The sequence below is a fragment of the Pseudomonas sp. 05N434 genome (genome assembly GCF_056396965.1).
This window is the reverse complement of the sequence record NZ_JBFTMK010000049.1, coordinates 1-25,170: the sequence shown is the minus strand read 5'-3', so window position 1 is coordinate 25,170 and position 25,170 is coordinate 1. Positions and strand designations below refer to the sequence as shown.

Genomic DNA, 25,170 nt, shown 5'->3' with positions numbered 1-25,170 from the left:
ATGGCGATCAACACCCAGGGCAAATCGACAGTGCCATCAAAGTCTTGATGACTCCCGACCTTCAAGCCGGGAATGGCGATACGCAACGTCTCGGCAATGGCAGAAAACAGCTGCGACGGTTTTTCGATGACAGCGGGCATCAATGGCCTCCTATTCCTATGGCAATACGAAGATCAGCGACGCCGGTTCACTGTTGATCCGGGTGAGAATCGCGCGGTGGCACTTCACAAACGCCAATCCGCTTGGCGGCCCAACGTTCGTAAAGTCCGATGGCCACGTCCGCCCCGGCCATCGCCGTCAGGCAGCCAAAGGCGCCGGCGGCCCAGATCGACAGGCCCGCGGCGTACAACAGCATGATCGCCGAGACGCCACAGATCATGCAGGCCCCGGACCGCAAGGCCAGGCGCCGCAGCAGTGACCAGCCACGGGCGCCCTCCTTGTCGGCGCGCCACATTTCGCCGGACACCCCACCCGCTACCGCGAGGAGGATGACGAGCCAGATCGGCATGTCCAGCAACGCTTGTTGCTCGTTTGTCATGTCCCGCCTCCTTGGGATCGATGAGATGGGCCTCTCGAAAATGAGCCGCCTGGTTTTGATCGATGAAGGACTACAGCTTTTCAACGATCACGTTGTCGATGAAAGCGTAGTTGACATACGGGTTCTGCTCATTGGAAAAGGCCAGAGTGGTTTGGGCCGTGGTCGCTGTGAAGTCATAAGTCACAGTGTTCCACTCGACAACGCTACCCTTGACCGTTGGCGTGTTGAAGGTAACGGTCTGACCGGCGACCTTCACTTGCACGACACCATCACCGGATCGGTTGGCGTACACCGAATTGCCCAGACTGAAGGTCAATCGATACTTGGCCCCTACTACGGTGGCGAAGTTCTGCTGAATGCCGCCGCCGTTGCCATAAACATTGTTAGCCAGATCGACAATCACCGCGCCTTCCGCTGCGGCGGAGCCAGGAATCGAGGCGCGCACGTTGAAGTATTCGGCGCCCGACAGAAAGGTCGTCCAGCCGGTGATGAAGTTGGTTTTCGCCGTCGTGTCCAGAATGCAACTGTCGCTGCAACCCGGTTGTTCAAAGCTGCCGTTGACCAGGAGGTTCGCGGCAGTAGCGCTGCCTGCTGCGCCGGACAGAGCCATGGCCAGCATCAGCGGGCCAATGATTTTGTTGAATACGTTCATGTTTTACCTATTGAGTCGAATGAATGGATTACGCAGCGGTTTGCTGCAATGACGGTCCCGGATGAGGGTTGATACGCCTGATGTAGGCAGGCATTCCAAAAAGCCCGGTCGCCCAGGCTTTTCAGTAATGCGCTTGCGTGATCTTTCGGCGCTACTGGCGCGGTACGGATCGATTCAAATTGTTTTTCCGACCGCGGTCCCTGCCCGCCGGATAACTGCTTCTGGTGCTTTACGCTGCACACCCGGGTCAGTTGCCAACCCTCTGAACCGTTGAGGCCGGTTCATCGCTGCCTTTGTGATGGAACTAAAGAGCTTCGTTTCGAGCCGCTTTGTTGAGCTGCTTGAGACAAAGAATATGCATGGATGCATATACAGTCAATGCATAAATGCATTTATTTATGCATTGAAAATGCACAGACGCATGAAAGCCCCACAGACAAAGGCGTTGGCGGTTTTTGCCAGGCGAAAAAAAACCCGTCGGGCGACGGGTTTTATCTGACAGTGGTGAGGTTAGCGGGCGTACATGCCCCACCAGAAGACGTGACCAAGGATGACGATTTGCTCTTCCTGGATTTCCTGGAAGCTGTAGTCCTCGTCCGGATGCTCATCGCGATTGAAGCTGCGCAGGCGAATCCCGGTCGGCAGGCGATAAAGCTGTTTCACCCGCAACTGGCCATTGTGGTTGATGGCGTACAGGTCGCCGTCGATGATGTCGCCAATCCCGCATTTACCGGCATTCACCCCCACCGTGGCGCCGTCGCGCAGTACCGGCAACATGCTGTTGCCACGCACGGTCACGCATTTGGCCTGGTCGAACTGCACACCGTTGTGGCGCAAGCTACGCTTGCCGAAGCGCAGGCTAGAGCGCTCGCTCTCTTCGATGACGAATCTTCCTGATCCAGCAGCCAATTCAACCTCGCGAAGAAAGGGGACAGACACCTCGTCGTCATCGACAGGCGTATCGTCGTCCCACAGGCTTATGTCCTTGAGTTCCGAATGCAATTCATCACGCCCGGCGYCGGCAGCCGGCGCGACATCCGCGCGGCCCCGCAACTGATCGGTGCTCACAGCAAAGTATTCGGCAATCTTCGAGATATGTTTATCCGAAGGATCGACGATCTTCCCGCTGAGGATGCGCGAGAGAGTGGATTGAGGCACGCCAGTGCGACGGTGAAGCTCCGTGGGGGAGATCCCGTGCTGATCGAGCAGCGCTCTTAAGACGGTAGAAACATTGCGTTTTTGCATAACGCGAATAGTGCTTGATCTTTTCTCGGAAAACAAATGCCAAATTGCATAATTTGTGCATAGACCCACGAAAAATAGCCTTGAGGCTTTCATGCCTGCGTCGGGCGGACCGCCCATGGTAACCTTGCGCCCATCGCGGAAAAGCTGGGCCGATGCCCCTCCTTTGCCCCACACCTTTCAACGAATTTGCCTATATCCGATGAATAAAGCCGTCTCCGATCTGTCCTCCCACACGCCAATGATGCAGCAATACTGGCGCCTGAAGAACCAGCACCCCGACCAGCTGATGTTCTATCGCATGGGCGACTTCTACGAGATCTTCTATGAAGACGCGAAGAAGGCCGCCAAGTTGCTGGACATCACCCTGACGGCTCGTGGGCAATCGGCGGGTCAGGCGATTCCGATGTGTGGGATTCCTTACCACGCTGCGGAAGGTTACCTGGCGAAACTGGTGAAGCTCGGCGAATCGGTGGTGATCTGTGAGCAGGTCGGCGACCCGGCCACCAGCAAAGGGCCGGTGGATCGTCAGGTGGTGCGGATCATCACGCCCGGCACGGTCAGCGATGAAGCCCTGCTGGATGAGCGCCGGGACAACCTGATCGCGRCGGTGCTGGGTGACGAGCGTCTGTTCGGCCTGGCTGTGCTCGATATCACCAGCGGCAACTTCACGGTGCTGGAGATCAAAGGCTGGGAAAACCTGCTGGCGGAACTGGAGCGGGTCAACCCGGTGGAGCTGATGATCCCGGATGACTGGCCGAAGGATTTGCCGGCGGAAAAACGCCGTGGGGTTCGTCGCCGTGCGCCGTGGGATTTCGAGCGCGACTCGGCGCTGAAAAGTCTTTGCCAGCAGTTTTCCACTCAGGACCTGAAAGGCTTCGGCTGCGAGAACCTGACCCTGGCCATCGGCGCTGCTGGCTGCCTGCTCAGCTACGCCAAGGAAACCCAGCGCACCGCCCTGCCGCATTTGCGCAGCCTGCGTCATGAACGCCTGGACGACACCGTGGTGCTGGACGGCGCCAGCCGGCGCAACCTGGAACTGGATACCAACCTGGCCGGTGGTCGCGACAACACGTTGCAATCGGTGGTCGACCGCTGCCAGACCGCCATGGGCAGCCGTTTGCTGACCCGCTGGCTGAACCGTCCGCTGCGGGATTTGACGGTACTACTGGCACGCCAGACGTCGATCACCTGCCTGCTGGACCGTTATCGTTTCGAGAAATTGCAGCCGCAGCTCAAGGAAATCGGCGACATCGAGCGGATTCTGGCGCGGATCGGCCTGCGCAATGCCCGTCCTCGTGACCTGGCGCGCCTGCGCGATGCCCTCGGCGCACTGCCAGAGTTGCAGGTGGCGATGGCCGAGCTTGAAGCTCCGCACATCATGCAATTGGCGACGACCACCAGCACCTATCCGGAACTCGCGGCGCTGCTGGAAAAAGCCATCATCGACAACCCGCCAGCGGTGATCCGTGACGGCGGCGTGTTGAAAACCGGTTACGACAGCGAACTCGACGAGCTGCAATCGCTCAGCGAAAACGCCGGGCAGTTCCTGATCGATCTGGAAGCCCGGGAGAAGGCCCGCACCGGCCTGGCCAACCTGAAAGTGGGTTACAACCGCATTCACGGTTACTTCATTGAGTTGCCGAGCAAGCAGGCCGAATCGGCACCGGCAGACTATATCCGTCGCCAGACCCTCAAGGGTGCCGAGCGCTTCATCACCCCGGAACTGAAAGCGTTCGAAGACAAGGCGCTGTCGGCCAAGAGCCGTGCCCTGGCGCGCGAGAAGATGCTCTACGAAGCACTGCTCGAAGACCTGATCGCTCAATTGCCGCCCTTGCAGGACACCGCTGCCGCACTGGCCGAGCTGGACGTGCTGAGCAACCTCGCCGAGCGTGCACTGAATCTGGACCTGAACTGCCCGCGCTTCGTCAGCGAGCCATGCATGCGCATCAGCCAGGGTCGTCACCCGGTGGTCGAGCAAGTACTCACCACACCGTTCGTGGCCAACGACCTGAGCCTCGATGACAGCACCCGCATGCTGGTGATCACCGGTCCGAACATGGGCGGTAAATCCACCTACATGCGCCAGACCGCGTTGATCGTGCTGCTGGCGCACATCGGTAGCTTCGTGCCGGCGGCCAGTTGCGAATTGTCCCTGGTCGACCGGATCTTCACCCGGATCGGTTCCAGCGACGACCTGGCGGGCGGGCGTTCGACCTTCATGGTCGAAATGAGCGAAACCGCGAACATCCTGCACAACGCCACCGAGCGCAGCCTGGTGCTGATGGACGAAGTCGGTCGCGGCACCAGCACCTTCGACGGCCTGTCCCTGGCGTGGGCCGCGGCCGAGCGTCTGGCACAACTGCGGGCCTATACACTGTTCGCCACGCACTATTTCGAGCTGACGGTGCTGCCGGAAGCCCAGCCGCTAGTAGCCAACGTGCACCTCAATGCCACCGAGCACAACGAACGCATCGTGTTCCTGCACCACGTTCTGCCTGGGCCTGCCAGCCAGAGCTATGGCCTGGCGGTTGCACAGTTGGCCGGGGTGCCGAGCGAAGTGATCGTGCGTGCCCGTGAACACTTGAGCCGGCTGGAATCCACGGCGCTGCCCCATGAAGTGCCGACGCCGGCCAAAGGCAAATCCGTTGCGCCGCAGCAGAGCGACATGTTCGCCAGCCTGCCGCACCCGGTGCTGGATGAACTGGCCAAACTTGATCTGGATGACCTGACACCACGCAGGGCTTTGGAAATGCTCTATACATTAAAGACACGGATCTAACGCACTTGCCTGCAAGCTGTTAGAATCTCGCGCGGTTTGGGATGCTGCAGGCTCATAGCCTGGCCTGCAGACTATCGCTCCCGAACCTGGCGACCCCGTCCTGAAGGGGCTCCGCTGCCGCCGCCTGAGGAGAAAATTAGAAATGACCTTCGTCGTCACCGACAACTGCATCAAGTGCAAGTACACCGACTGCGTAGAAGTCTGTCCGGTGGACTGCTTTTACGAAGGCCCGAACTTCCTGGTGATTCACCCGGATGAGTGCATCGACTGCGCACTGTGCGAACCAGAATGCCCTGCCGTGGCCATCTTCTCTGAAGATGAAGTTCCCGCCGGTATGGAAAACTTCATTCAGCTGAACATGGAATTGGCCGAGGTATGGCCAAACATCACTGAACGGAAAGACCCATTGCCCGATTCCGCTGAATGGGATGGCAAGCCAGGCAAGATCGAACACCTCGAACGCTGATTTCCCTCGCGTTCCCGAAAAGGCCCCTTGCGGGCCTTTTTGCTTTTCTGCAGGCAAAAAAAAGGGGCGGTTTGACCCGCCCACATTTTTTCCCTATTCCATGTGTTCCTTTTCATCGTCCTGATGAATCGCATCCTGCGATGTCCGTTCCCCTCTTCCTTGAAGGGCGTGTCTATCCGTCGACACAGTTCAAATACTAGAGGATTCCCCACCAAGAGCAATCGGCCTCCATGACTGAAATCATCTGTAATATGCTGTTAACTCAATAAAATAATCATATAAATCAATAGCTTATAAATACAGCATCCTTCGAATAGACAACTACCAGGGTGTAAAAATAATGAACACTTACGAAAGAGTAAGCAAAGACTTACACCACGAGACTACAAACCTGAGGTGGCGCCAATACCAACGCGCCTCTCTCATCTTGCCGACAACCAAAAGCCCCGAACCAGTCGGGGCTTTTGGTTGACGGTTGAGCGAATGGCTTATTGGAACAGCGACTCACTCGACAGGCCGTTTTTCTCGAGAATCTCCCGAAGACGCTTGAGGCCTTCAACCTGGATTTGCCTGACCCGCTCCCGGGTAAGGCCGATTTCCAGGCCGACATCTTCAAGCGTACTGCTCTCGTGACCTCGCAAGCCGAAGCGGCGTACGACCACCTCGCGTTGCTTGTCGGTCAGCTCCGAAAGCCATTGATCGATGCTCTGCGACAGGTCGTCATCCTGCAACAGTTCACATGGATCGGTCGGGCGGTCGTCGGTCAGGGTGTCCAGCAGGGTTTTATCCGAATCCGGACCCAGCGAGACGTCGACCGAAGAAACCCGCTCGTTCAGGCCAAGCATGCGCTTGACCTCKCCTACCGGTTTCTCCAGCAGGTTGGCAATTTCTTCGGGTGAGGGTTCATGGTCGAGCTTTTGAGTCAGCTCCCGCGCAGCCCGCAAGTACACGTTGAGCTCTTTGACCACATGAATAGGTAGCCGGATGGTCCGGGTCTGATTCATGATCGCGCGTTCGATGGTCTGACGAATCCACCAGGTGGCGTAGGTCGAAAAGCGGAAGCCGCGTTCTGGATCGAACTTTTCCACTGCCCGGATCAGGCCGAGGTTACCCTCTTCGATCAGGTCCAGCAGCGACAGCCCACGATTGACGTAACGCCGGGCGATTTTCACCACCAGCCGCAGGTTGCTTTCAATCATGCGCTTGCGTCCGGCCGGATCACCACTTTGCGACAGGCGTGCAAAATGAACTTCTTCTTCCGGGGAGAGCAATGGGGAAAAGCCGATTTCATTGAGGTACAGCTGCGTGGCATCGAGTGCCCGGGTGTAGTCGATGTACTTGTGTTGCTTTAACGAAGCGGAGTGTCTGGATTTGGCACGAACGGAAGGTGGTGCATCCCCTTCATCATTCGACATCGAATCCATTGCGATGCCGGTCTCCATAAGGAGAACCTCATCGTCGATGTCAAACTCCGGCACTTCTTTACTGAGAGCCATTGTTATAGTCCTTTGGTGAGTTCGACCTCAAGCTCAAGCGGCGCCTTGATCCCTGGCAACGCTGGAGCCTGTTCCCTCTACGTGACGGAACAGGCTTGGCTAACAAATCRACGACGTGGCAGGAACTGCAGCGGATCTACAGGTTTACCTTGTCGGCGAATCTCAAAATGCAGTTTCACCCGGTCTGTACCCGTTGACCCCATTTCGGCAATTGTCTGTCCGACTTTGACCTGCTGCCCCTCCCGAACCAACAGCCTGCGGTTGTGACCGTAGGCACTGACGTAGGTATCGCTGTGTTTGATGATGACTAATTCGCCGTAGCCCCTTAAGCCACTCCCGGCGTATACCACCGTCCCATCAGACGCAGCTAAAACAGGCTGTCCCAAATCTCCGGCGATATCAATTCCTTTATTCAAACTACCGTTTGAAGAGAATTTTCCAATCAGAATGCCATTAGAAGGCCACCCCCAGCCCGTCGGGGCCGGACCGGCAGGAGGCAGTGGAGCGGGTGCCGGTTTGCTGGCGACGGACGGTGCGAGCACCGTTGTACTGGTCGTTGTGCCATTTGCCTGACGCCGAATTACCGTGGTTTTGCTCGACGACGAAGGCGAGGAACTGGACGAACTCACCACCGCTGCCGGCGTTGAATCGTTGCGACCGTCGAAGCGAATCGTCTGACCCGGATGGATCGTGTAAGGCGTAGGAATGTTGTTCCTTGCCGCGAGGGCTTTGTAGTCCCAGCCGTAGCGAAAGGCGATGGAAAACAACGTGTCCTTGGGTCGAACAATGTACTGGCCGGTGGTTACGGCCGGACGCTGGGCGACCGCGTTGTTGCGATCGACAACTCCCGCGCTACTCGATTTGGTGCTGGAGCAACCGACCAGCAAGGTACTCAAGACAAGACCAGTCACCAGACGCTGAAAGCTCGTTATACCCATTCGCTGCGCAACGACTGTGAGACTCACCCGCCGCTCCCTTTGTGGTGGCTGAAAATATGAATTGCCGTGTTTCGGCACGAAATGTCGCAAGTATAACGGGCCGAACAGGCTTTACCTTTAATGAAGCGGATTCGCTTCACGCACACGTTTGCTGCCTGATGATGAATTCTGTTTAACCCATCGATGCCGCTGTAAGACCCGGGCAATCGAAGAGAATTCAGCACGTTGAAACAAATGCTCAGGCCAGCGGCCCGTTGAGTAGTGGCACAAAGCGCACTGCCCCCAGAACACGCCTGGAAAAGCCTTGTTCTTCACGGATGATCAGCATCAATTGTTGAACTTCACCAGAGCCGACCGGAATCACCAATCGCCCGCCCGGTGCCAATTGATCAAGCAGCGCCTGAGGCACGTCGGTGGCCACGGCGGTCACAATGATGCCGTTGTAAGGCGCCAGCGCCGGCCAGCCTTCCCAGCCATCGCCCCAGCGAAATACCACATTGCGCAGGTTCAGCTCCACCAGGCGCTCCTTGGCTCGATCTTGCAGAACCTTGATGCGCTCGACGGAAAAAACCCGCTCGACCAGTTGCGACAGCACCGCTGTCTGGTAACCCGAACCAGTACCGATTTCCAGCACCTTGTCCAACGGGCCGGCTTCCAGCAGCAGCTCGCTCATGCGCGCCACCATATAAGGCTGGGAGATGGTCTGGTTATGGCCAATCGGTAGCGCCGTATCTTCATAAGCGCGGTGGGCCAGCGCCTCATCGACGAACAGGTGACGCGGTGTGCGGCGGATGACTTCCAGCACCTTGGCGTTGGACACCCCTTCTTCATAGAGGCGCTGAATCAGACGCTCACGGGTCCGCTGGGAGGTCATCCCGATGCCGCGGTGCAGAATATCGTCTTGTTCACGAGCCATTAGCGCAGCCCCTCCAGCCAGCCATCGAGACTTCTGAAGGCATCATTAAAGGTGCGATCCAGTTGCAGTGGCGTGATTGAAACATAGCCTTGCATCACCGCATGGAAATCAGTGCCCGGGCCGCCATCTTCGGCGTCACCCGCCGCAGCGATCCAGTAACCGGATTTACCACGCGGATCGACCACTTTTATCGGCGCAGCGGCGCGGGCGCGATGGCCCAGGCGGGTCAGCTGGATACCGCGGATATGCTCCAGCGGCAAGTTGGGAATGTTCACGTTCAGTACCGTGCGCGGTGGCAGATCGAGGTCCGCGTGGGCCTCTACCAGTTTGCGCGCAAAATAGGCCGCCGTGGGAAGGTTCTCCACTTGCCGTGAGACAAACGAAAAGGCAAACGAAGGACGCTCCAGGAAACGTCCCTCAAGGGCCGCCGCCACAGTACCGGAATACAGCACGTCRTCCCCCAGGTTCGCACCCAGGTTAATACCGGAAACCACCATGTCCGGTTCAAACTCCAGCAAGCCGTTAAGGCCCAGGTGCACGCAATCGGTAGGCGTTCCGTTGAGGCTGATAAAGCCATTGGCCAAGGTATGCGGGTGCAACGGACGGTCGAGCGTCAGCGAGCTGCTGGCGCCGCTTTTGTCCTGGTCCGGGGCGATAACCACGCATTCGGTGTAATCCGCCAGCGCAGCATAAAGCGCGGCGAGACCGGGTGCGGTTACCCCATCGTCGTTAGAAATCAGAATACGCATGGGCTGTCCGTCTGCCCCACCGGCACCAGATCGACGAGTTCACGCACCAATACGGTGGCGAAGCATCCGGCCGGGAGGACGAATTCCAGTTGCAGAATGTCAGGCTCGGGATAATGCCACGTCAACCCGCCAATGGGCAGCCGCAGGATGCGACGTTCGTGGCTCATACCGGCGTTAATCAACCAATCGCGCAGATCCGCTTCGCGCGCGGCGATTGCCTGCTCCAGTTCATGGACAGCCCCCGACGCCGGCGAGTCACCTTCGCCCCACTGTGGGCCGGTCGGGTGCAAGTCGAGAATCGCCAGACGCGGGTCACTGCACTCGGCTTCACCTGCCGGGAAGAAACTGCGGCTGTCAGTGAACGCCAGCAGATCGCCGACCTGAGCACGCTGCCAAGTACCATCGGCGACGCGTGCCGCCAGCACCTGATTAAACAGAAAACTACGCGCAGTGGAGAGCAGGCGCGAACGCACATTGCGTTGTTCCGGCAGGGCCTTGCGCGCAGCCCAGGCACGGGCGTCGACGACGTTGCCGCCGTCATGCCCGAAACGCTGGGCGCCGAAATAATTGGGAATACCTTGCCTGGCGATCAGTTGCAGACGCTCTTCGATCGCGGCCTTGTCGCCAGCGAATTGAGTCAGGCGCAACGTGAAACCGTTGGCCGAATGGGCACCGCGTTGCAGCTTGCGTCTGTGCCGACCGGTCTTGAGAATTTTCAGCGTGTCGTTTTCCGCTGCCGACAGATCTGGATCAGCCTTGCCGGGCAGTTGCACGCTGAACCACTGGCGAGTCAACGCCTGACGGTCCTTGAGGCCAGCGTAGCTGACGGTACGCAATGGCACGCCCGCAGCCTTGGCAATCCGCCGTGCCGCTTCTTCGGTATTCAGACCGCGCTTTTCCACCCAGATCCATAGGTGTTCGCCATCGCCACTCAGGGGAATATCGAGGACTTCATCAACCTGGAAATCTTCCGCCGTGGCTTTCAGCACCGCGCTGCCGAGAGCGTCACCGTAGGCCCGTGGGCCGAGCAATTGCGCCTCGTTCATGCGCGCAGCAACAAGGCAACGGAGTGCACGGCAATACCTTCTTCGCGACCGACAAAGCCAAGCTTTTCGGTGGTGGTAGCTTTCACGTTCACTTGATCCAACTCAACTTGAAGATCCGCGGCAATCAGCGCGCGCATCGATTCGATATGCGGGGCCATTTTCGGGGCCTGGGCGACGATGGTGTTATCGACGTTGCCGACTTTCCAGCCCTTGGCGTGGATCAGTGCGACGACATGACGCAACAGCGCGCGGCTGTCGGCGCCCTTGAATTGCGGATCGGTGTCCGGAAAATGCTTGCCGATATCACCCAGCGCGGCAGCGCCGAGCAACGCATCGCTCAAGGCGTGCAGCAGGACATCACCGTCGGAATGGGCAAGCAGCCCGAAGCTGTGTGCAATCCGCACACCGCCCAACGTGATGAAATCGCCTTCACCGAAACGGTGCACATCATAGCCGTGGCCAATACGCATAAAAAAACGCCCCGATTTTTGTCAGGGCGTGATTCTACCTGCTTTGTCAGACATTAGGCGCTTAGAGCGCGCGCGTGATGCTGCAAGTGGTCGTCGATGAAACTCGCGATGAAGAAATAACTGTGGTCGTAGCCGGGTTGCAAACGCAACGTCAGCGGATGACCGGCAAGTTTCGCCGCCTGTTGCAGGGCTTCTGGCTTGAGCTGGGTGGCGAGGAAATCGTCGCGATCACCCTGATCCACCAGCAGCGGCAGTTTCTCGTCGGCTTCGGCGATCAATGCACAGGCATCCCACTCGCGCCATTTCGACCGGTCTTCCCCCAAGTAGCGGGAAAAGGCTTTCTGCCCCCATGGGCAATCGATCGGATTGTTGATCGGCGAGAACGCCGACACCGACTGGTAACGCCCCGGATTGCGCAAGGCGCAGACCAGCGCACCGTGACCACCCATGGAGTGGCCGCTGATGCCACGCTTTTCCGATGCCGGGAAATGCGCCTCAACCAATGCCGGCAATTCCTGCACGACATAGTCATGCATCCGATAGTGCCGCGACCACGGTTCCTGCGTGGCATTCAGATAAAAACCGGCACCGAGACCGAAGTCCCAGGCACCATCCGGATCGCCCGGCACTTCGGGACCGCGTGGGCTGGTGTCCGGTGCGACGATAATCAGCCCCAGCTCGGCAGCCATGCGCATGGCACCGGCCTTCTGCATGAAGTTCTCGTCGGTACAGGTCAGGCCAGACAACCAGTACAACACTGGCAGTTTACCGCCCTGCTCCGCTTGCGGCGGCAGGTACACGGCAAACACCATGTCGCAACCGAGCACGTCGGAGCGGTGCCGGTAGCGCTTGTGCCAGCCGCCGAAGCTTTTCTGGCAGGAGATATTTTCCAGGCTCATAAGCGACCTCAGAAATGAATGACGCTACGGATGCTTTTGCCTTCATGCATCAAGTCAAACGCCTTGTTGATATCTTCCAGGCCCATGGTGTGGGTGATGAAGGTATCCAACGGGATCTCGCCGGTCTGGGCCATTTCGACATAGCTTGGCAACTCGGTACGGCCACGCACGCCACCGAACGCCGAACCGCGCCAGACGCGACCGGTGACCAACTGGAATGGACGGGTGGAGATTTCCTGGCCTGCGCCGGCCACACCGATGATGACCGACTCGCCCCAACCTTTGTGGCAGCACTCAAGTGCGGCACGCATCAACTGCACGTTGCCGATGCATTCGAACGAGAARTCGACGCCGCCATCGGTCATGTCGACGATCACTTCCTGAATCGGACGATCGAAGTCTTTCGGGTTCACGCAGTCCGTGGCGCCCAATTGCTTGGCGATTTCGAACTTGGCCGGGTTGATGTCAATGGCGATGATCCGGCCAGCCTTGGCTTTGACCGCGCCGATCACGGCAGACAGTCCGATGCCACCCAGGCCGAAGATAGCGACGGTATCACCCGGCTTGACCTTGGCAGTGTTGATCACCGCGCCGATGCCGGTGGTGACGCCACAGCCCAGCAGGCAGACTTTTTCCAGCGGTGCTTCTTTAGGAATTTTGGCGACGGAGATTTCCGGCAGCACGGTGTACTCGGAAAACGTCGAGGTGCCCATGTAGTGGAAAATCGTTTCGCCCTTGTAGGAGAAGCGCGAAGTGCCGTCCGGCATCAGGCCTTTACCCTGGGTTGCACGAATCGCCTGGCAGAGGTTGGTTTTGCCCGACAGACAGAATTTGCACTTGCCACATTCCGGGGTGTACAGCGGGATCACATGATCGCCCACCGCAACCGAGGTCACGCCCTCGCCGATCGCTTCGACCACCGCGCCACCTTCGTGGCCCAGGATCGACGGGAAGATACCTTCCGGGTCCGCGCCCGAGAGGGTGTAGGCATCGGTATGGCAGACACCGGAAGCGACGACGCGCAGCAGGACTTCGCCCGCCTTGGGCATGGCGACATCGACTTCAACGATCTCGAGGGGCTTCTTGGCCTCGAAGGCAACGGCGGCGCGCGACTTGATCATGCTGACTCTCCAGTGAATAAAAACGAGACAGGGAGTGTAATACAGCGGCATACGATGAATAATCGGGACAAAAGCAAAACATTATTGCCATGCAGGGATAATCCTGATGTCCGAAAACCGCTGGGAAGGCATCGACGAGTTCGTCGCCGTCGCAGAGTGCAACCAATTCACCGCCGCGGCTGAACGCCTTGGGGTGTCTTCCTCCCACATCAGTCGCCAAATCGTACGACTGGAAGAGCGACTGCAAACCCGCTTGCTCTATCGCAGCACCCGCCGGGTCACGCTGACCGAAGCCGGGCAAACCTTTCTGCAACATTGCCAACGTTTGCAGGACGGCCGCGAAGAAGCGTTGCGCGCTGTCGGCGACCTGACCAGCGAACCCAAGGGCATGCTGCGCATGACCTGCGCCGTGGCCTACGGCGAACGATTCATTGTGCCGCTGGTGACTCGCTTCATGGGGCTGTATCCACAACTGCGTGTGGACATCGAACTGAGCAACCGCCCGCTCGATCTGGTGCACGAAGGGCTGGACCTGGCCATCCGCCTCGGCCGCCTGCAGGATTCAAGATTGGTCGCGACTCGTTTGGCACCACGGCGCATGTATCTGTGCGCCTCGCCGTCCTACCTGGAACGGTACGGTCGCCCACACAGTTTGTCGGAACTGAGTCGCCACAACTGCCTCATCGGCAGCTCGGATATCTGGCAACTGGAACAGAACGGGCGGGAATTTTCCCAGCGAGTACAGGGAAACTGGCGCTGCAACAGTGGGCAGGCGGTGCTGGATGCCGCGCTACAAGGGGTTGGATTGTGTCAGCTGCCRGATTACTACGTGCTGGAGCACCTGAAAAACGGCGAATTGATCTCGCTGCTGGAAGCCCACCAACCGCCGAACACAGCGGTTTGGGCGCTTTATCCACAGCAGCGGCATCTGTCACCGAAAGTACGCAAGTTAGTGGATTATTTGAAGGAAGGGTTGGCCGAACGGCCGGAATATCGGGTTTAAGAGAAAAGATCACAGCCTGCATAGGCGGCGATCTTTTAACGGCGGTTCGCCCAGCGCTGGCGCAACCACTCAAGGTCTTCGGGGCGAGTGACTTTGATGTTGTCGGATCGACCTTCGATCAAACGGGGTGCCATACCTGCCCACTCCATCGCCGAGGCTTCATCGGTGATGACAGCATCCGCCACCAGGCTATCCGCCAACGCCCGATGCAATGCTCCAAGGCGAAACATCTGCGGTGTAATTTATCAAGATCATCGCGCGCCAGATTCGGTCGCGCGGCATCGTGAACCAACACCCAATCCTCATCGTCAGCGCCCTGGGCATGCAGATGCAGCAAGGCGTTGAGCACTGATCCGGAACGCTCGGCGCCGCCTTCAACCCGCTGAATACGCGGATCGGCAGCACAGGCCAGATTCGGCCAGTAAGGATCGTCGATGGCAAGACTGACCACCAACCCCTTCAGGGCAGGATGATCGAGGAAACAGCCAAGGCTGTGTTCGAGAATAGTGCGCCCGCCCAGTTGCAAGTATTGCTTGGGACGGTCCGCGGCCATACGGGCACCGACGCCCGCGGCAGGAATCACGGCCCAGAAGGCCGGTAACGACTCAATCATTGGGCCAACTGGTAAAGGGTTTCACCATCCTTGACCATGCCCAACTCATGGCGAGCCCGTTCTTCAACGGTCTCCATGCCCTTTTTCAACTCACTGACTTCGGCGTCCATCACCCGATTGCGCTCCAGCAACGCCTCGTTCTCGGCGTGCTGATCCGCAATCTGCTGCTTCAGCTCGGCCACTTGCGCCAGACTGCCATTACCCACCCACAGGCGATACTGCAGGCCGGCCAGCAGCAAGAGCAAGACGAGGAACAACCAATTGGGACTGCGCATCGAATATCAGGTATCCAGTGAAAAAAGACAGCCATGCCAAACTTTGAAGCTTCTGATAGCACGAAGCCTGGAAGAACCAGGCTTGTGCTCTTAAGGCATCAGATTAGTGGCAAATCCGTCGCTGTCGCGATTTTTCCGACACAATCCGGTGTCTTTTTATCGTTTACCACTCAGCCGCGGAATTCGCTACGGCCGTTGTACTTGGCTTTGCCATTCAACTGCTCTTCGATACGCAGCAGTTGGTTGTACTTGGAAACGCGGTCGGAACGGCACAGCGAACCGGTCTTGATCTGGCCAGCCGAGGTGCCCACGGCCAGGTCGGCAATGGTCGAATCTTCGGTTTCGCCGGAGCGGTGCGAGATCACGGCAGTGTAACCAGCGGCCTTGGCCATCTGGATGGCTTCCAGGGTTTCGGTCAGGGTGCCGATCTGGTTGAACTTGATCAGGATCGAGTTGGCGATCTTTTTATCGATGCCTTCTTTCAGGATCTTGGTGTTGGTCACGAACAGGTCGTCGCCTACCAGCTGAGTCTTCTCGCCGATCTTGTCGGTGAGGATTTTCCAGCCAGCCCAGTCGGACTCGTCCAGACCGTCTTCGATGGAGATGATCGGGTAACGCTCGGTCAGACCTTTCAGGTAGTCGGCGAAACCTTCAGCAGTGAACACCTGGCCTTCGCCGGACAGGTTGTACTTGCCATCTTCATAGAATTCGCTGGCCGCGCAGTCCAGGGCCAGGGTCACGTCGGTGCCCAGCTTGTAACCGGCGTTGGCCACGGCCTCGGAGATCACTTTCAAAGCGTCTTCGTTGGAAGCCAGGTTCGGCGCGAAACCACCTTCGTCACCAACGGCAGTGCTCAGGCCACGGGCCTTCAGAACGGCTTTGAGGTGATGGAAAATCTCGGTGCCCATGCGCAGACCTTCCGAGAAAGACTTGGCGCCAACCGGCTGAACCATGAATTCCTGGATGTCGACGTTGTTATCGGCGTGCTCGCCACCGTTGATGATGTTCATCATCGGAACCGGCATCGAGTAAACACCCGGGGTACCGTTCAGGTTGGCAATGTGAGCGTACAGCGGCAGGTCCTGGTCCTGTGCTGCTGCCTTGGCCGCGGCCAGGGAAACGGCGAGGATCGCGTTGGCGCCCAGGGTCGCTTTGTTCTCAGTGCCATCGAGCTTGATCATCGCGTGATCCAGCGCTTTCTGGTCGCTTGGGTCTTTGCCCAGCAACAGGTCGCGGATCGGACCGTTGATGTTGGCTACTGCCTTGAGCACGCCTTTACCCAGATAACGGCTCTTGTCGCCATCACGCAGCTCGAGCGCTTCACGCGAGCCAGTGGAAGCACCGGATGGCGCGCATGCGCTGCCGATGATGCCGTTATCGAGAAGCACGTCTGCTTCCACAGTGGGATTGCCACGGGAGTCGAGAACTTCACGACCTTTGATGTCGACGATTTTTGCCATTGTTGTAAACACTCCAAAGTTGACGAAAACGACGCAGCTGAAGGAAATCTTTTATCGTCGGCAAGTGACAGACAGCGGGCAGGCTTGCGGACGATAAGGCTCAAGCCCGAGGGCCTGAGCATTTAAACCGTGCGGTACTTTACCGGAGAATTGAGGTTTACGCGGTTTCTACCGTCGGAAAACTCTTCACCAGTTCGTCCAGTGCTTTGAGCTGGGCCAGGAATGGCTCCAGTTTGTCCAGACGCAGGGCGCAAGGGCCGTCGCATTTGGCGTTGTCCGGGTCCGGGTGGGCTTCGAGGAACAGCCCGGCCAGCGACTGGCTCATGCCGGCCTTGGCCAGGTCAGTGACCTGGGCACGACGACCGCCGGCGGAATCGGAGCGACCGCCGGGCATTTGCAGCGCGTGGGTCACGTCGAAGAACACCGGATATTCGAACTGCTTCATGATGCCGAAGCCGAGCATGTCGACCACGAGATTGTTGTAGCCGAAGCTCGAACCACGCTCGCAGAGAATCAACTGATCGTTACCGGCTTCCACGCATTTGTTCAGGATGTGTTTCATTTCCTGGGGCGCGAGGAACTGGGCTTTCTTGATGTTGATCACCGCGCCGGTCTTGGCCATCGCGACCACGAGATCGGTCTGGCGCGACAGGAAGGCCGGCAACTGGATGATGTCGCAGACTTCAGCGACGACCGCGGCCTGATCAGGCTCGTGGACGTCGGTGATGATCGGTACGCCAAAGGCTTGCTTGATGTCCTGGAAAATCCGCATGCCCTCTTCCAGCCCGGGGCCACGATAAGAGGTCACAGAAGAACGGTTCGCCTTGTCGAAACTGGCCTTGAACACGTAAGGGATACCGAGTTTTTCGGTGACCTTTACGTACTCTTCGCAGACCTGCATCGCCATGTCACGGCTTTCCAGCACGTTCATGCCACCGAACAGCACCATTGGCTTGTCGTTGGCAATCTCGATATCGCCTACGCGGATGATCTTCTGCGCCATCAGGATTACGCCTTCTTCTGGTGTTGAGCCAAAGCGGCTTTAACGAAACCGCTGAACAACGGGTGACCGTCGCGTGGCGTCGAGGTGAACTCTGGGTGGAACTGGCAAGCGACGAACCATGGGTGATCCGGTGCTTCAACCACTTCAACCAGCGCGCCATCACCGGAACGACCGGAGATTTTCAGGCCGGCCTCGATGATTTGCGGCAGCAGGTTGTTGTTCACTTCGTAGCGATGACGGTGACGCTCGACGATCACATCCTTGGCGTAGCAATCGTGCACCAGGGAACCTGGCTCAAGCAGGCAGTCCTGAGCGCCAAGGCGCATGGTGCCCCCCAGATCGGACGATTCGGTACGGATTTCGACGGCGCCGGTGGCATCTTCCCACTCGGTGATCAGACCCACCACCGGGTGACCGCTGGTACGATCGAACTCAGTGGAGTTGGCATCTTTCCAGCCCATTACGTTACGAGCGAACTCGATAACGGCCACTTGCATGCCCAGGCAGATACCCAGGTATGGAACCTTGTTTTCGCGAGCGTATTGAACGGCAGTGATCTTGCCTTCAACACCACGCAGACCGAAGCCGCCCGGTACCAGAATCGCGTCGACGCCTTCCAGCAGCGCGGTGCCCTGGTTTTCGATGTCTTCGGAATCGATGTAGCGCAGGTTGACCTTGGTGCGGTTGCTGATGCCAGCGTGACTCATCGCCTCGATCAGCGACTTGTAGGCGTCCAGCAGTTCCATGTACTTGCCGACCATGGCGATGGTGACTTCGTGCTCCGGGTTCAGCTTGGCATCAACCACCGCTTCCCACTCGGACAGATCGGCGCTGTCGCATTGCAGGCCGAAACGCTCGACGACGAAATCATCCAGGCCCTGGGAGTGCAGAATGCCCGGGATCTTGTAGATGGTGTCGGCGTCTTCCAGCGCAATCACCGCACGCTCTTCAACGTTGGTGAACTGCGCGATCTTGCGACGCGAAGAAATGTCGATCGGGTGATCGGAGCGGCACACCAGCACGTCAGGCTGCAGGCCGATGGAGCGCAGCTCCTTGACCGAGTGCTGGGTTGGCTTGGTTTTGGTTTCGCCGGCAGTGGCGATGTACGGCACCAGTGTCAGGTGCATCAGCATCGCGCGCTTGGCGCCGACTTCGAAACGCAATTGACGGATCGCCTCGAGGAACGGTTGCGACTCGATGTCACCCACGGTGCCACCGATCTCGACCATGGCCACGTCGGCATCGCCAGCGCCCTTGATGATCCGGCGCTTGATTTCGTCGGTGATGTGCGGGATCACCTGAATGGTTGCGCCCAGGTAATCACCACGGCGCTCTTTGCGCAGGACGTGTTCGTAGACACGGCCAGTGGTGAAGTTGTTGTTCTGGGTCATGGTCGTGCGGATGAACCGCTCGTAGTGGCCCAGGTCCAGGTCGGTCTCGGCGCCGTCGTGGGTGACGAACACTTCACCGTGCTGGAACGGGCTCATGGTGCCCGGGTCAACGTTGATGTACGGGTCCAGCTTCAGCATGGTGACCTTAAGTCCCCGCGCCTCCAGGATGGCCGCCAATGAAGCCGAGGCAATGCCTTTCCCCAATGAAGAAACAACACCGCCCGTGACGAATATGTAGCGCGTCATGAAAAACCCTAGAAGTCTGCGTTAAAGCGGTCCGAGCCGCCGGGGAAAGCGAAGGAAGGCCGAAGCCCCCGATCACCTGCATTAATCACAGTGCACCTTTCAAAAAAACCGCCGCGTTGGGACAGACCGGAAGATGAAACACCGGTAGGTTGCTCGCTACACATTTTTTGGAATCGCCCAGCAAAGACTGCTTGGTAATCGGCAACTGCTGCGATTCAGGCGAATCCACAGAAGTTGTATCAAGAAGGGAGCGTAGTCTACCGGAAAGCCCCTTTCAGCTCAAACCTTGATCTTCGATCGGCGGCTGCCAATGCAAATACCAGCCACTGCGCTCACTGCCATTCAGCCCCCGCAGGTTCGCCACCGCCAGCAATTGCTGGCCCCTGTAGACCAGCGGCAATCTGCCACGGGCGAAGCCCGGCACGCCCCTTTCGTTGAGCAAACGCTTCAAGTCACGGTGACCGCGATCGGGCAAATTCATGACTTCGCCGCCCTCACGATAGCGGATCTGCAACGGGCCATCGGGGATCTGGCCGGTGAGTGTGAGCACGCCATTATCCGGTAACGCCAGCAATACCGCGGGGTCAGCCCAGGACACCGGGGATGGCGGAGTGCGCAACCATCCACCTGACAACCACCAGAGACGCCCACCAGCGCGATACAGTTCGCCCGCCGCCAATCGCCAGACCGGACGCGCATCGCCAGTCGCATCGCGCAAATCCTGCCAACCCGACCAATGGTCACTGTCCGGCAAAGACGTCAGCGGTTTGAGCCAATGACTCAGCGCATTGCGCTGGCGTGCATCAGAGAGCTTTTCCAGGGGCGCCAGCTCCAGCGACGGCAACCCCAGCCAATCGAAATCACTGTCGGTGCCGGCCTGGGCCAGATCAATTTGCGCCAGATCGTCGAGCAACCCCTGCGCCTCACTCAGATGCGCAGCGCTGCGAGCCATGGTCGCCACTGCTTGCGGCCAGCGCGCGGTCAACACGGGAAACACCTGATGACGCAGGTAATTGCGCGAGAACTGCCGGTCCTGATTCGACGGATCTTCGATCCAGTTCAGCTGATATTCAGTGGCGTAGGCCTCAAGCTCGGCGCGAGTGACATCAAGCAGTGGTCGCAGCAGATGCGCACACCCCAAAGGACGCTCACTCGGCATCCCCGACAAACCTCTCACCCCTGCCCCGCGCATCAGCCGAAACAACAGGGTTTCCGCTTGATCGTCACGGTGCTGACCTGTGAGCAGTACTTCACCGGCGTGAGTCGCCGCGATGAAGGCGCCGTAACGCGCATCCCGCGCCGCACGCTCGAGGCTCGCGCCGCGCTCAACCTGAACACGCACAACCTCCAGCGGTACACCCAACGCATCACAGACCGACTGACAATGTTCCGGCCACGCATCAGCCGCAGCCTGCAGGCCGTGGTGGACGTGAATGGCGGTCAACGCCGGCAAGGATTCGGTTTTTGCGAGGTGTGCGAGAACGTGCAGCAGGACGGTGGAATCGAGACCACCGGAGAAGGCGATGCGCCAGGTTATGGCGTTACGCCACGGAACCAGCCCATGGAGAAGCCTGGCTGGCAGATCAATCTTCTTAGGGCTCATAGACGTCAGTCGCTTCACATAGACCCATTGTGGGAGCGAGCCTGCTCGCRAAGGCTGCTTAACATTCAACATATTTGTTGATTGTTATACCGCAATCGCGAGCAGACGAACGTCGCCCGGCTCTTCCCACAAGGCTAAAGCGCGATCAGATCAGAGACCGTAGCTCATCAGACGCTCGTAACGACGGGCCAGCAGCGCGTCGTTGTCGAACTTCTTCAACATCGCCAGTTGCGAGCTCAGCTCGGCGCGGATCGAGGCAGCGGCAGCCGCCGGATCACGATGAGCGCCGCCCAACGGCTCGCCGATCACTTTATCGACGATGCCCAGGCCCTTCAGACGCTCGGCAGTGATGCCCATCGCTTCAGCGGCATCCGGGGCTTTCTCGGAAGTTTTCCACAGAATCGAGGCGCAACCTTCCGGCGAAATCACCGCGTAGGTCGAATATTGCAGCATGTTCAGCTGATCGCAGACGCCAATGGCCAGCGCACCACCGGAACCACCCTCACCGATCACGGTGGCGATGATTGGGGTTTTCAGGCGAGCCATGACGCGCAGGTTCCAGGCAATCGCTTCGCTCTGGTTGCGCTCTTCGGCGTCGATGCCAGGGTAAGCGCCCGGGGTGTCGATGAAGGTCAGGATCGGCATTTTGAAACGCTCGGCCATTTCCATCAGGCGGCACGCCTTGCGGTAGCCCTCAGGGCGCGGCATGCCGAAGTTGCGGCGAACCTTCTCGCGCACTTCGCGACCTTTCTGGTGACCGATAACCATCACCGGTTGGTCGTCCAGACGGGCAACACCGCCAACGATGGCAGCGTCGTCGGAGAAGTGACGGTCGCCGTGCAACTCATCGAACTCGGTGAAGATGTGTTCGATGTAGTCCAGGGTGTACGGACGTTTCGGGTGACGCGCCAGACGCGCGATCTGCCAGCTGGTCAGCTTGCCGAAGATATCTTCGGTCAGCGTGCTGCTCTTGTCCTGTAGGCGGGAGATCTCATCGCCGATATTCAGCGAATTGTCATTACCGACCAAGCGCAACTCTTCGATCTTGGCTTGCAGGTCGGCGATCGGCTGTTCGAAATCTAGAAAATTCGGGTTCATAGGCGTCCGTCTAGGGTCGCGTCCAAGAGAGCTTGGGCCGGCCGGTTGTCTATTCGCGCCCTACCTTAAGGGACAGGCGCGTTCAGGTCGAGATTAAAAATTCGGGTCGGGATCAGGCGCGTTCCCATGGTAAGGAATGGCGCCTGACCGTCAACGGTATTGGAGGAAGACGTTGTCTCGCCCGAACTGGTCACGCAGGGCTTGAATCAAGGCATCCGCCGGGTCGATCCGCCAGGTCTCGCCAAACTGCAACAAGGCCTTCGCATCGGGGCTGGTGTAGTCCATGGTGATCGGGCACGCACCGCGATGACGCTTCAACAACTCGCCCAACCAGCGTAGCTGATCGCCCTTGAGATCCTTTGCATGCAACTTCAGGCSCAGGCTTTCGGCCAGGTTGGTGCGCGCATCTTCCATGCTCATCACCCGCTTGACCCGCAACCGCAGGCCACCGGAGAAGTCGTCGTTGCTGACTTCGCCTTCGACCACCACCATCGCATCGGTCTGCAACAACGACTGTGCGGAATGGAACGCATCGGCGAACAACGAGGCTTCGATCCGCCCGGAGCGGTCGTCGAGGGTGATGAAGCCCATCTTGTCGCCCTTTTTGTTCTTCATCACTCGCAGGGCGATGATCATGCCCGCGACCGTTTGCGTGTCGCGAGCCGGCTTCAGGTCGATGATGCGCTGACGGGCGAAGCGACGGATCTCGCCCTCGTATTCGTCGATCGGGTGGCCGGTGAGGTACAGGCCCAAGGTATCTTTCTCGCCTTTCAGGCGTTCCTTGAGGGTCAGCTCCTTGGCCTTGCGGTGATTGGCGTAGACGTCGGCATCTTCTTCAACGAACAGACCGCCAAACAGATCGGCATGCCCACTGTCGTGGGTACGAGCGGTTTGTTCGGCCGCCTTGATCGCCTCTTCCATGGCCGTCAACAACACCGCGCGGTTGCGGTCGATGTTGGCCTGATAGGCTTTCTGCTCATCGTGGAAATACGGGCCTAGGCGGTCCAGGGCACCACTGCGGATCAAGCCGTCGAGGGTGCGTTTGTTAATACGCTTGAGGTCGACCCGCGCGCAAAAATCGAACAGGTCCTTGAACGGCCCGTCTTGCCGCGCCTCGGTAATCGCTTCGACCGGGCCTTCGCCCACGCCCTTGATCGCGCCCAGACCGTAAATGATGCGGCCTTCGTCGTTCACCGTGAACTTGAACTCCGAGGTGTTCACGTCTGGCGCGTCGAGGCGCAGCTTCATGGTCCGCACTTCTTCGATCAAGGTCACGACCTTGTCGGTGTTGTGCATATCCGCCGACAGTACCGCGGCCATGAACGGCGCCGGATAGTGGGCTTTCAGCCACGCGGTCTGGTACGACACCAGGCCGTAGGCAGCGGAGTGGGATTTGTTGAAACCGTAACCGGCGAATTTTTCTACCAGGTCGAAAATGTTACCGGCAAGGTCAGCGTCGATATTGTTGGTGGCGCAACCTTCAATGAAACCGCCGCGCTGCTTGGCCATTTCTTCGGGTTTTTTCTTACCCATGGCTCGACGCAGCATGTCCGCGCCGCCGAGGGTGTAACCGGCCATGACCTGGGCAATCTGCATCACCTGTTCCTGATACAGGATGATGCCGTAAGTCGGCGCCAATACCGGCTTGAGGCCGTCGTACTGGTAGTCCGAGTGCGGGTACGCGAGTTCGGCGCGACCGTGCTTACGGTTGATGAAGTCGTCCACCATGCCCGATTGCAGCGGGCCCGGACGGAACAGGGCCACCAGTGCGATCAAGTCTTCCAGGCAGTCGGGCTTGAGCTTTTTGATCAGCTCTTTCATGCCTCGTGACTCGAGCTGGAACACCGCGGTGGTTTCGGCTTTTTGCAGCAGCGTGTAAGTCGGCTTGTCATCCAGCGGGATGAACGCGATGTCCAGCGGCGGTTCGTTGACCTTGGCGCGGTCGCGGTTGATGGTTTTCAGCGCCCAGTCGATGATCGTCAGGGTCCGAAGCCCCAGGAAGTCGAACTTCACCAGACCGGCAGCCTCAACGTCATCCTTGTCGAACTGGGTTACCAGACCGTCGCCCGCTTCGTCGCAATAGATCGGCGAGAAGTCGGTCAGTTTGGTCGGCGCAATCACCACGCCACCGGCGTGTTTACCGACGTTACGCACAACGCCTTCGAGCTTGCGCGCCATTTCCCAGATTTCCGCGGCTTCTTCATCGACCTTGATGAAGTCGCGCAGGATTTCTTCCTGTTCGTAGGCTTTTTCCAGGGTCATGCCGACTTCGAACGGAATCATCTTCGACAGACGATCCGCCAGTCCGTAGGACTTGCCCTGCACCCGCGCCACGTCACGGACCACAGCCTTGGCCGCCATGGAACCGAAGGTGATGATCTGGCTTACCGCGTTACGGCCGTATTTCTCGGCCACGTAATCGATCACGCGGTCGCGACCGTCCATGCAGAAGTCGACGTCGAAGTCGGGCATGGAAACCCGTTCCGGGTTAAGGAAACGTTCGAACAGCAGGTCATATTCCAGCGGGTCGAGGTCGGTGATCTTCTGCACATAGGCCACCAGCGACCCGGCACCCGACCCACGGCCAGGCCCCACCGGTACGCCGTTGTTCTTGGCCCACTGGATAAAGTCCATCACGATCAGGAAGTAACCGGGGAAGCCCATCTGGATAATGATATCCAGCTCGAAATTCAGCCGGTCGACATAGACTTGGCGCTTGGCTTCGTAGTCTTCGGTGGTGTCCTTGGGCAGCAGAACGCTGAGGCGTTCTTCCAGACCGTCGAAGGAAACCTTGCGGAAATATTCGTCGATGGTCATGCCATCGGGAATCGGGAAGTTGGGCAGGAAGTGCTTGCCCAGCTTCACTTCGATGTTGCAGCGCTTGGCGATCTCGACTGTGTTCTCCAGCGCCTCAGGCAGGTCGCTGAACAGCTCGGCCATTTCCTCGGCGCTTTTGAGGTATTGCTGATCGCTGTAATTCTTCGAACGCCGCGGATCGTCGAGGGCGCGGCCTTCACCGATGCAAACGCGGGTTTCGTGGGCTTCGAAGTCTTCCTGCTTGATGAAGCGCACGTCGTTGGTCGCCACCAGCGGCGCGCCGATTTTCTCGGCCAGGGCCACGGCGCCGTGCAGTTGTTCTTCGTCGTTGGGGCGGTTGGTGCGC

The 25,170-nt window shown here is 58.7% G+C and carries 21 protein-coding genes and 1 pseudogene; 3 read left to right on the top strand and 19 right to left on the bottom strand.

All coding sequences use genetic code 11. The features are described 5' to 3' along the window. Positions 1-187 precede the first annotated feature (187 nt). From AC1DLB_RS05625 to AC1DLB_RS05615, 3 genes are all read right to left on the bottom strand, one after another. The gene (locus AC1DLB_RS05625) at positions 188-538 is read right to left on the bottom strand and encodes a phage holin family protein (RefSeq protein ID WP_064620035.1); all 351 of its coding nucleotides are present in this window, start codon (positions 536-538) and stop codon (positions 188-190) included. 70 nt (positions 539-608) lie between these two features. Then, positions 609-1,190, bottom strand: a complete 582-nt coding sequence (locus AC1DLB_RS05620; protein WP_477784710.1) for a DUF642 domain-containing protein — start codon at positions 1,188-1,190, stop codon at positions 609-611. A 510-nt stretch (positions 1,191-1,700) separates the two neighbouring features. Beyond that, a complete protein-coding gene (locus AC1DLB_RS05615) occupies positions 1,701-2,435 on the bottom strand; it encodes an XRE family transcriptional regulator (RefSeq protein ID WP_477784711.1) in 735 nt (244 codons plus the stop codon). A 199-nt stretch (positions 2,436-2,634) separates the two neighbouring features. Between AC1DLB_RS05615 and mutS the strand changes: the two genes are divergently transcribed. Together mutS and fdxA are read left to right on the top strand one after the other, a co-directional pair. After that, positions 2,635-5,214, top strand: a complete 2,580-nt coding sequence (gene mutS, locus AC1DLB_RS05610) for a DNA mismatch repair protein MutS (protein WP_477784709.1) — start codon at positions 2,635-2,637, stop codon at positions 5,212-5,214. A 142-nt stretch (positions 5,215-5,356) separates the two neighbouring features. Next, positions 5,357-5,680 (top strand): ferredoxin FdxA, encoded by a 324-nt coding sequence (fdxA, locus tag AC1DLB_RS05605; protein WP_007940535.1) that lies wholly within the window; start codon positions 5,357-5,359, stop codon positions 5,678-5,680. Between the two features lie 488 nt (positions 5,681-6,168). Here the strand turns inward: fdxA and rpoS are convergent, their stop codons facing one another. From rpoS to AC1DLB_RS05565, 8 genes are all read right to left on the bottom strand, one after another. Further along, positions 6,169-7,176, bottom strand: coding sequence for an RNA polymerase sigma factor RpoS (gene rpoS, locus AC1DLB_RS05600; protein ID WP_007940534.1), 1,008 nt, complete (start codon positions 7,174-7,176; stop codon positions 6,169-6,171). A 77-nt stretch (positions 7,177-7,253) separates the two neighbouring features. Continuing rightward, complete coding sequence (locus AC1DLB_RS05595; RefSeq protein WP_477784708.1) at positions 7,254-8,141, bottom strand: peptidoglycan DD-metalloendopeptidase family protein; 888 nt, start codon at positions 8,139-8,141, stop codon at positions 7,254-7,256. A 211-nt stretch (positions 8,142-8,352) separates the two neighbouring features. After that, positions 8,353-8,988: a protein-L-isoaspartate(D-aspartate) O-methyltransferase gene (locus tag AC1DLB_RS05590; protein ID WP_173861137.1), complete on the bottom strand. Its 636-nt coding sequence runs from the start codon at positions 8,986-8,988 to the stop codon at positions 8,353-8,355. Positions 8,989-9,029: 41 nt separating this feature from the next. After that, positions 9,030-9,779 carry a 5'/3'-nucleotidase SurE gene (gene surE, locus AC1DLB_RS05585; protein ID WP_018926998.1) on the bottom strand — a complete coding sequence of 250 codons (750 nt, stop codon included), beginning with the start codon at positions 9,777-9,779 and terminating at the stop codon, positions 9,030-9,032. Further along, complete coding sequence (truD, locus tag AC1DLB_RS05580) at positions 9,767-10,825, bottom strand: tRNA pseudouridine(13) synthase TruD (RefSeq protein ID WP_018926999.1); 1,059 nt, start codon at positions 10,823-10,825, stop codon at positions 9,767-9,769. Before truD ends, surE begins: the two co-directional genes overlap by 13 nt. Further along, complete coding sequence (gene ispF / locus AC1DLB_RS05575) at positions 10,822-11,295, bottom strand: 2-C-methyl-D-erythritol 2,4-cyclodiphosphate synthase (protein WP_018927000.1); 474 nt, start codon at positions 11,293-11,295, stop codon at positions 10,822-10,824. Before ispF ends, truD begins: the two co-directional genes overlap by 4 nt. Before the next feature lie 53 nt (positions 11,296-11,348). Next, on the bottom strand, positions 11,349-12,194 hold the full coding sequence (gene fghA / locus AC1DLB_RS05570; protein WP_064620040.1) for an S-formylglutathione hydrolase: 846 nt from the start codon (positions 12,192-12,194) through the stop codon (positions 11,349-11,351). Between the two features lie 8 nt (positions 12,195-12,202). Further along, entirely contained in the window at positions 12,203-13,315 is a 1,113-nt protein-coding gene (locus AC1DLB_RS05565) for an S-(hydroxymethyl)glutathione dehydrogenase/class III alcohol dehydrogenase (RefSeq protein ID WP_007907184.1), read from the bottom strand. A gap of 106 nt (positions 13,316-13,421) precedes the next feature. Between AC1DLB_RS05565 and AC1DLB_RS05560 the strand changes: the two genes are divergently transcribed. Further along, complete coding sequence (locus AC1DLB_RS05560) at positions 13,422-14,318, top strand: LysR substrate-binding domain-containing protein (protein ID WP_018927003.1); 897 nt, start codon at positions 13,422-13,424, stop codon at positions 14,316-14,318. A 35-nt stretch (positions 14,319-14,353) separates the two neighbouring features. Here the strand turns inward: AC1DLB_RS05560 and AC1DLB_RS05555 are convergent. From AC1DLB_RS05555 to dnaE, 8 genes and pseudogenes are all read right to left on the bottom strand, one after another. Beyond that, a pseudogene (locus tag AC1DLB_RS05555) lies at positions 14,354-14,931 on the bottom strand (IspD/TarI family cytidylyltransferase). Further along, positions 14,928-15,206, bottom strand: coding sequence for a cell division protein FtsB (gene ftsB / locus AC1DLB_RS05550; protein ID WP_007907178.1), 279 nt, complete (start codon positions 15,204-15,206; stop codon positions 14,928-14,930). The pseudogene AC1DLB_RS05555 and the gene ftsB overlap by 4 nt, the downstream one beginning before the upstream one ends. Before the next feature lie 170 nt (positions 15,207-15,376). Then, complete coding sequence (gene eno / locus AC1DLB_RS05545) at positions 15,377-16,666, bottom strand: phosphopyruvate hydratase (protein ID WP_007940523.1); 1,290 nt, start codon at positions 16,664-16,666, stop codon at positions 15,377-15,379. Between the two features lie 157 nt (positions 16,667-16,823). After that, positions 16,824-17,669 carry a 3-deoxy-8-phosphooctulonate synthase gene (gene kdsA / locus AC1DLB_RS05540; protein WP_015093773.1) on the bottom strand — a complete coding sequence of 282 codons (846 nt, stop codon included), beginning with the start codon at positions 17,667-17,669 and terminating at the stop codon, positions 16,824-16,826. A gap of 5 nt (positions 17,670-17,674) precedes the next feature. Next, positions 17,675-19,306 (bottom strand): CTP synthase, encoded by a 1,632-nt coding sequence (locus AC1DLB_RS05535; RefSeq protein ID WP_026286489.1) that lies wholly within the window; start codon positions 19,304-19,306, stop codon positions 17,675-17,677. Positions 19,307-19,580: 274 nt separating this feature from the next. Then, positions 19,581-20,909, bottom strand: a complete 1,329-nt coding sequence (gene tilS, locus AC1DLB_RS05530) for a tRNA lysidine(34) synthetase TilS (RefSeq protein ID WP_477743280.1) — start codon at positions 20,907-20,909, stop codon at positions 19,581-19,583. Positions 20,910-21,059: 150 nt separating this feature from the next. Next, a complete protein-coding gene (locus AC1DLB_RS05525) occupies positions 21,060-22,007 on the bottom strand; it encodes an acetyl-CoA carboxylase carboxyltransferase subunit alpha (protein WP_018927007.1) in 948 nt (315 codons plus the stop codon). 150 nt (positions 22,008-22,157) lie between these two features. After that, positions 22,158-25,170, bottom strand: a 3,013-nt coding sequence (dnaE, locus tag AC1DLB_RS05520; protein WP_477784707.1) for a DNA polymerase III subunit alpha, incomplete at its 5' end; no start/stop codon positions are given.

What these genes read in the sequence shown, in the direction of transcription:
- AC1DLB_RS05525 (WP_018927007.1), bottom strand. Translation starts at nt 22,007, where the DNA reads ATGAACCCGAATTTTCTAGATTTCGAACAGCCGATCGCCGACCTGCAA.
- AC1DLB_RS05625 (WP_064620035.1), bottom strand. Translation starts at nt 538, where the DNA reads ATGACAAACGAGCAACAAGCGTTGCTGGACATGCCGATCTGGCTCGTC.
- truD (WP_018926999.1), bottom strand. Translation starts at nt 10,825, where the DNA reads ATGAACGAGGCGCAATTGCTCGGCCCACGGGCCTACGGTGACGCTCTC.
- AC1DLB_RS05535 (WP_026286489.1), bottom strand. Translation starts at nt 19,306, where the DNA reads ATGACGCGCTACATATTCGTCACGGGCGGTGTTGTTTCTTCATTGGGG.
- tilS (WP_477743280.1), bottom strand. Translation starts at nt 20,909, where the DNA reads ATGAGCCCTAAGAAGATTGATCTGCCAGCCAGGCTTCTCCATGGGCTG.
- AC1DLB_RS05620 (WP_477784710.1), bottom strand. Translation starts at nt 1,190, where the DNA reads ATGAACGTATTCAACAAAATCATTGGCCCGCTGATGCTGGCCATGGCT.
- ftsB (WP_007907178.1), bottom strand. Translation starts at nt 15,206, where the DNA reads ATGCGCAGTCCCAATTGGTTGTTCCTCGTCTTGCTCTTGCTGCTGGCC.
- AC1DLB_RS05590 (WP_173861137.1), bottom strand. Translation starts at nt 8,988, where the DNA reads ATGACCTCCCAGCGGACCCGTGAGCGTCTGATTCAGCGCCTCTATGAA.
- ispF (WP_018927000.1), bottom strand. Translation starts at nt 11,295, where the DNA reads ATGCGTATTGGCCACGGCTATGATGTGCACCGTTTCGGTGAAGGCGAT.
- eno (WP_007940523.1), bottom strand. Translation starts at nt 16,666, where the DNA reads ATGGCAAAAATCGTCGACATCAAAGGTCGTGAAGTTCTCGACTCCCGT.
- fghA (WP_064620040.1), bottom strand. Translation starts at nt 12,194, where the DNA reads ATGAGCCTGGAAAATATCTCCTGCCAGAAAAGCTTCGGCGGCTGGCAC.
- fdxA (WP_007940535.1), top strand. Translation starts at nt 5,357, where the DNA reads ATGACCTTCGTCGTCACCGACAACTGCATCAAGTGCAAGTACACCGAC.
- kdsA (WP_015093773.1), bottom strand. Translation starts at nt 17,669, where the DNA reads ATGGCGCAGAAGATCATCCGCGTAGGCGATATCGAGATTGCCAACGAC.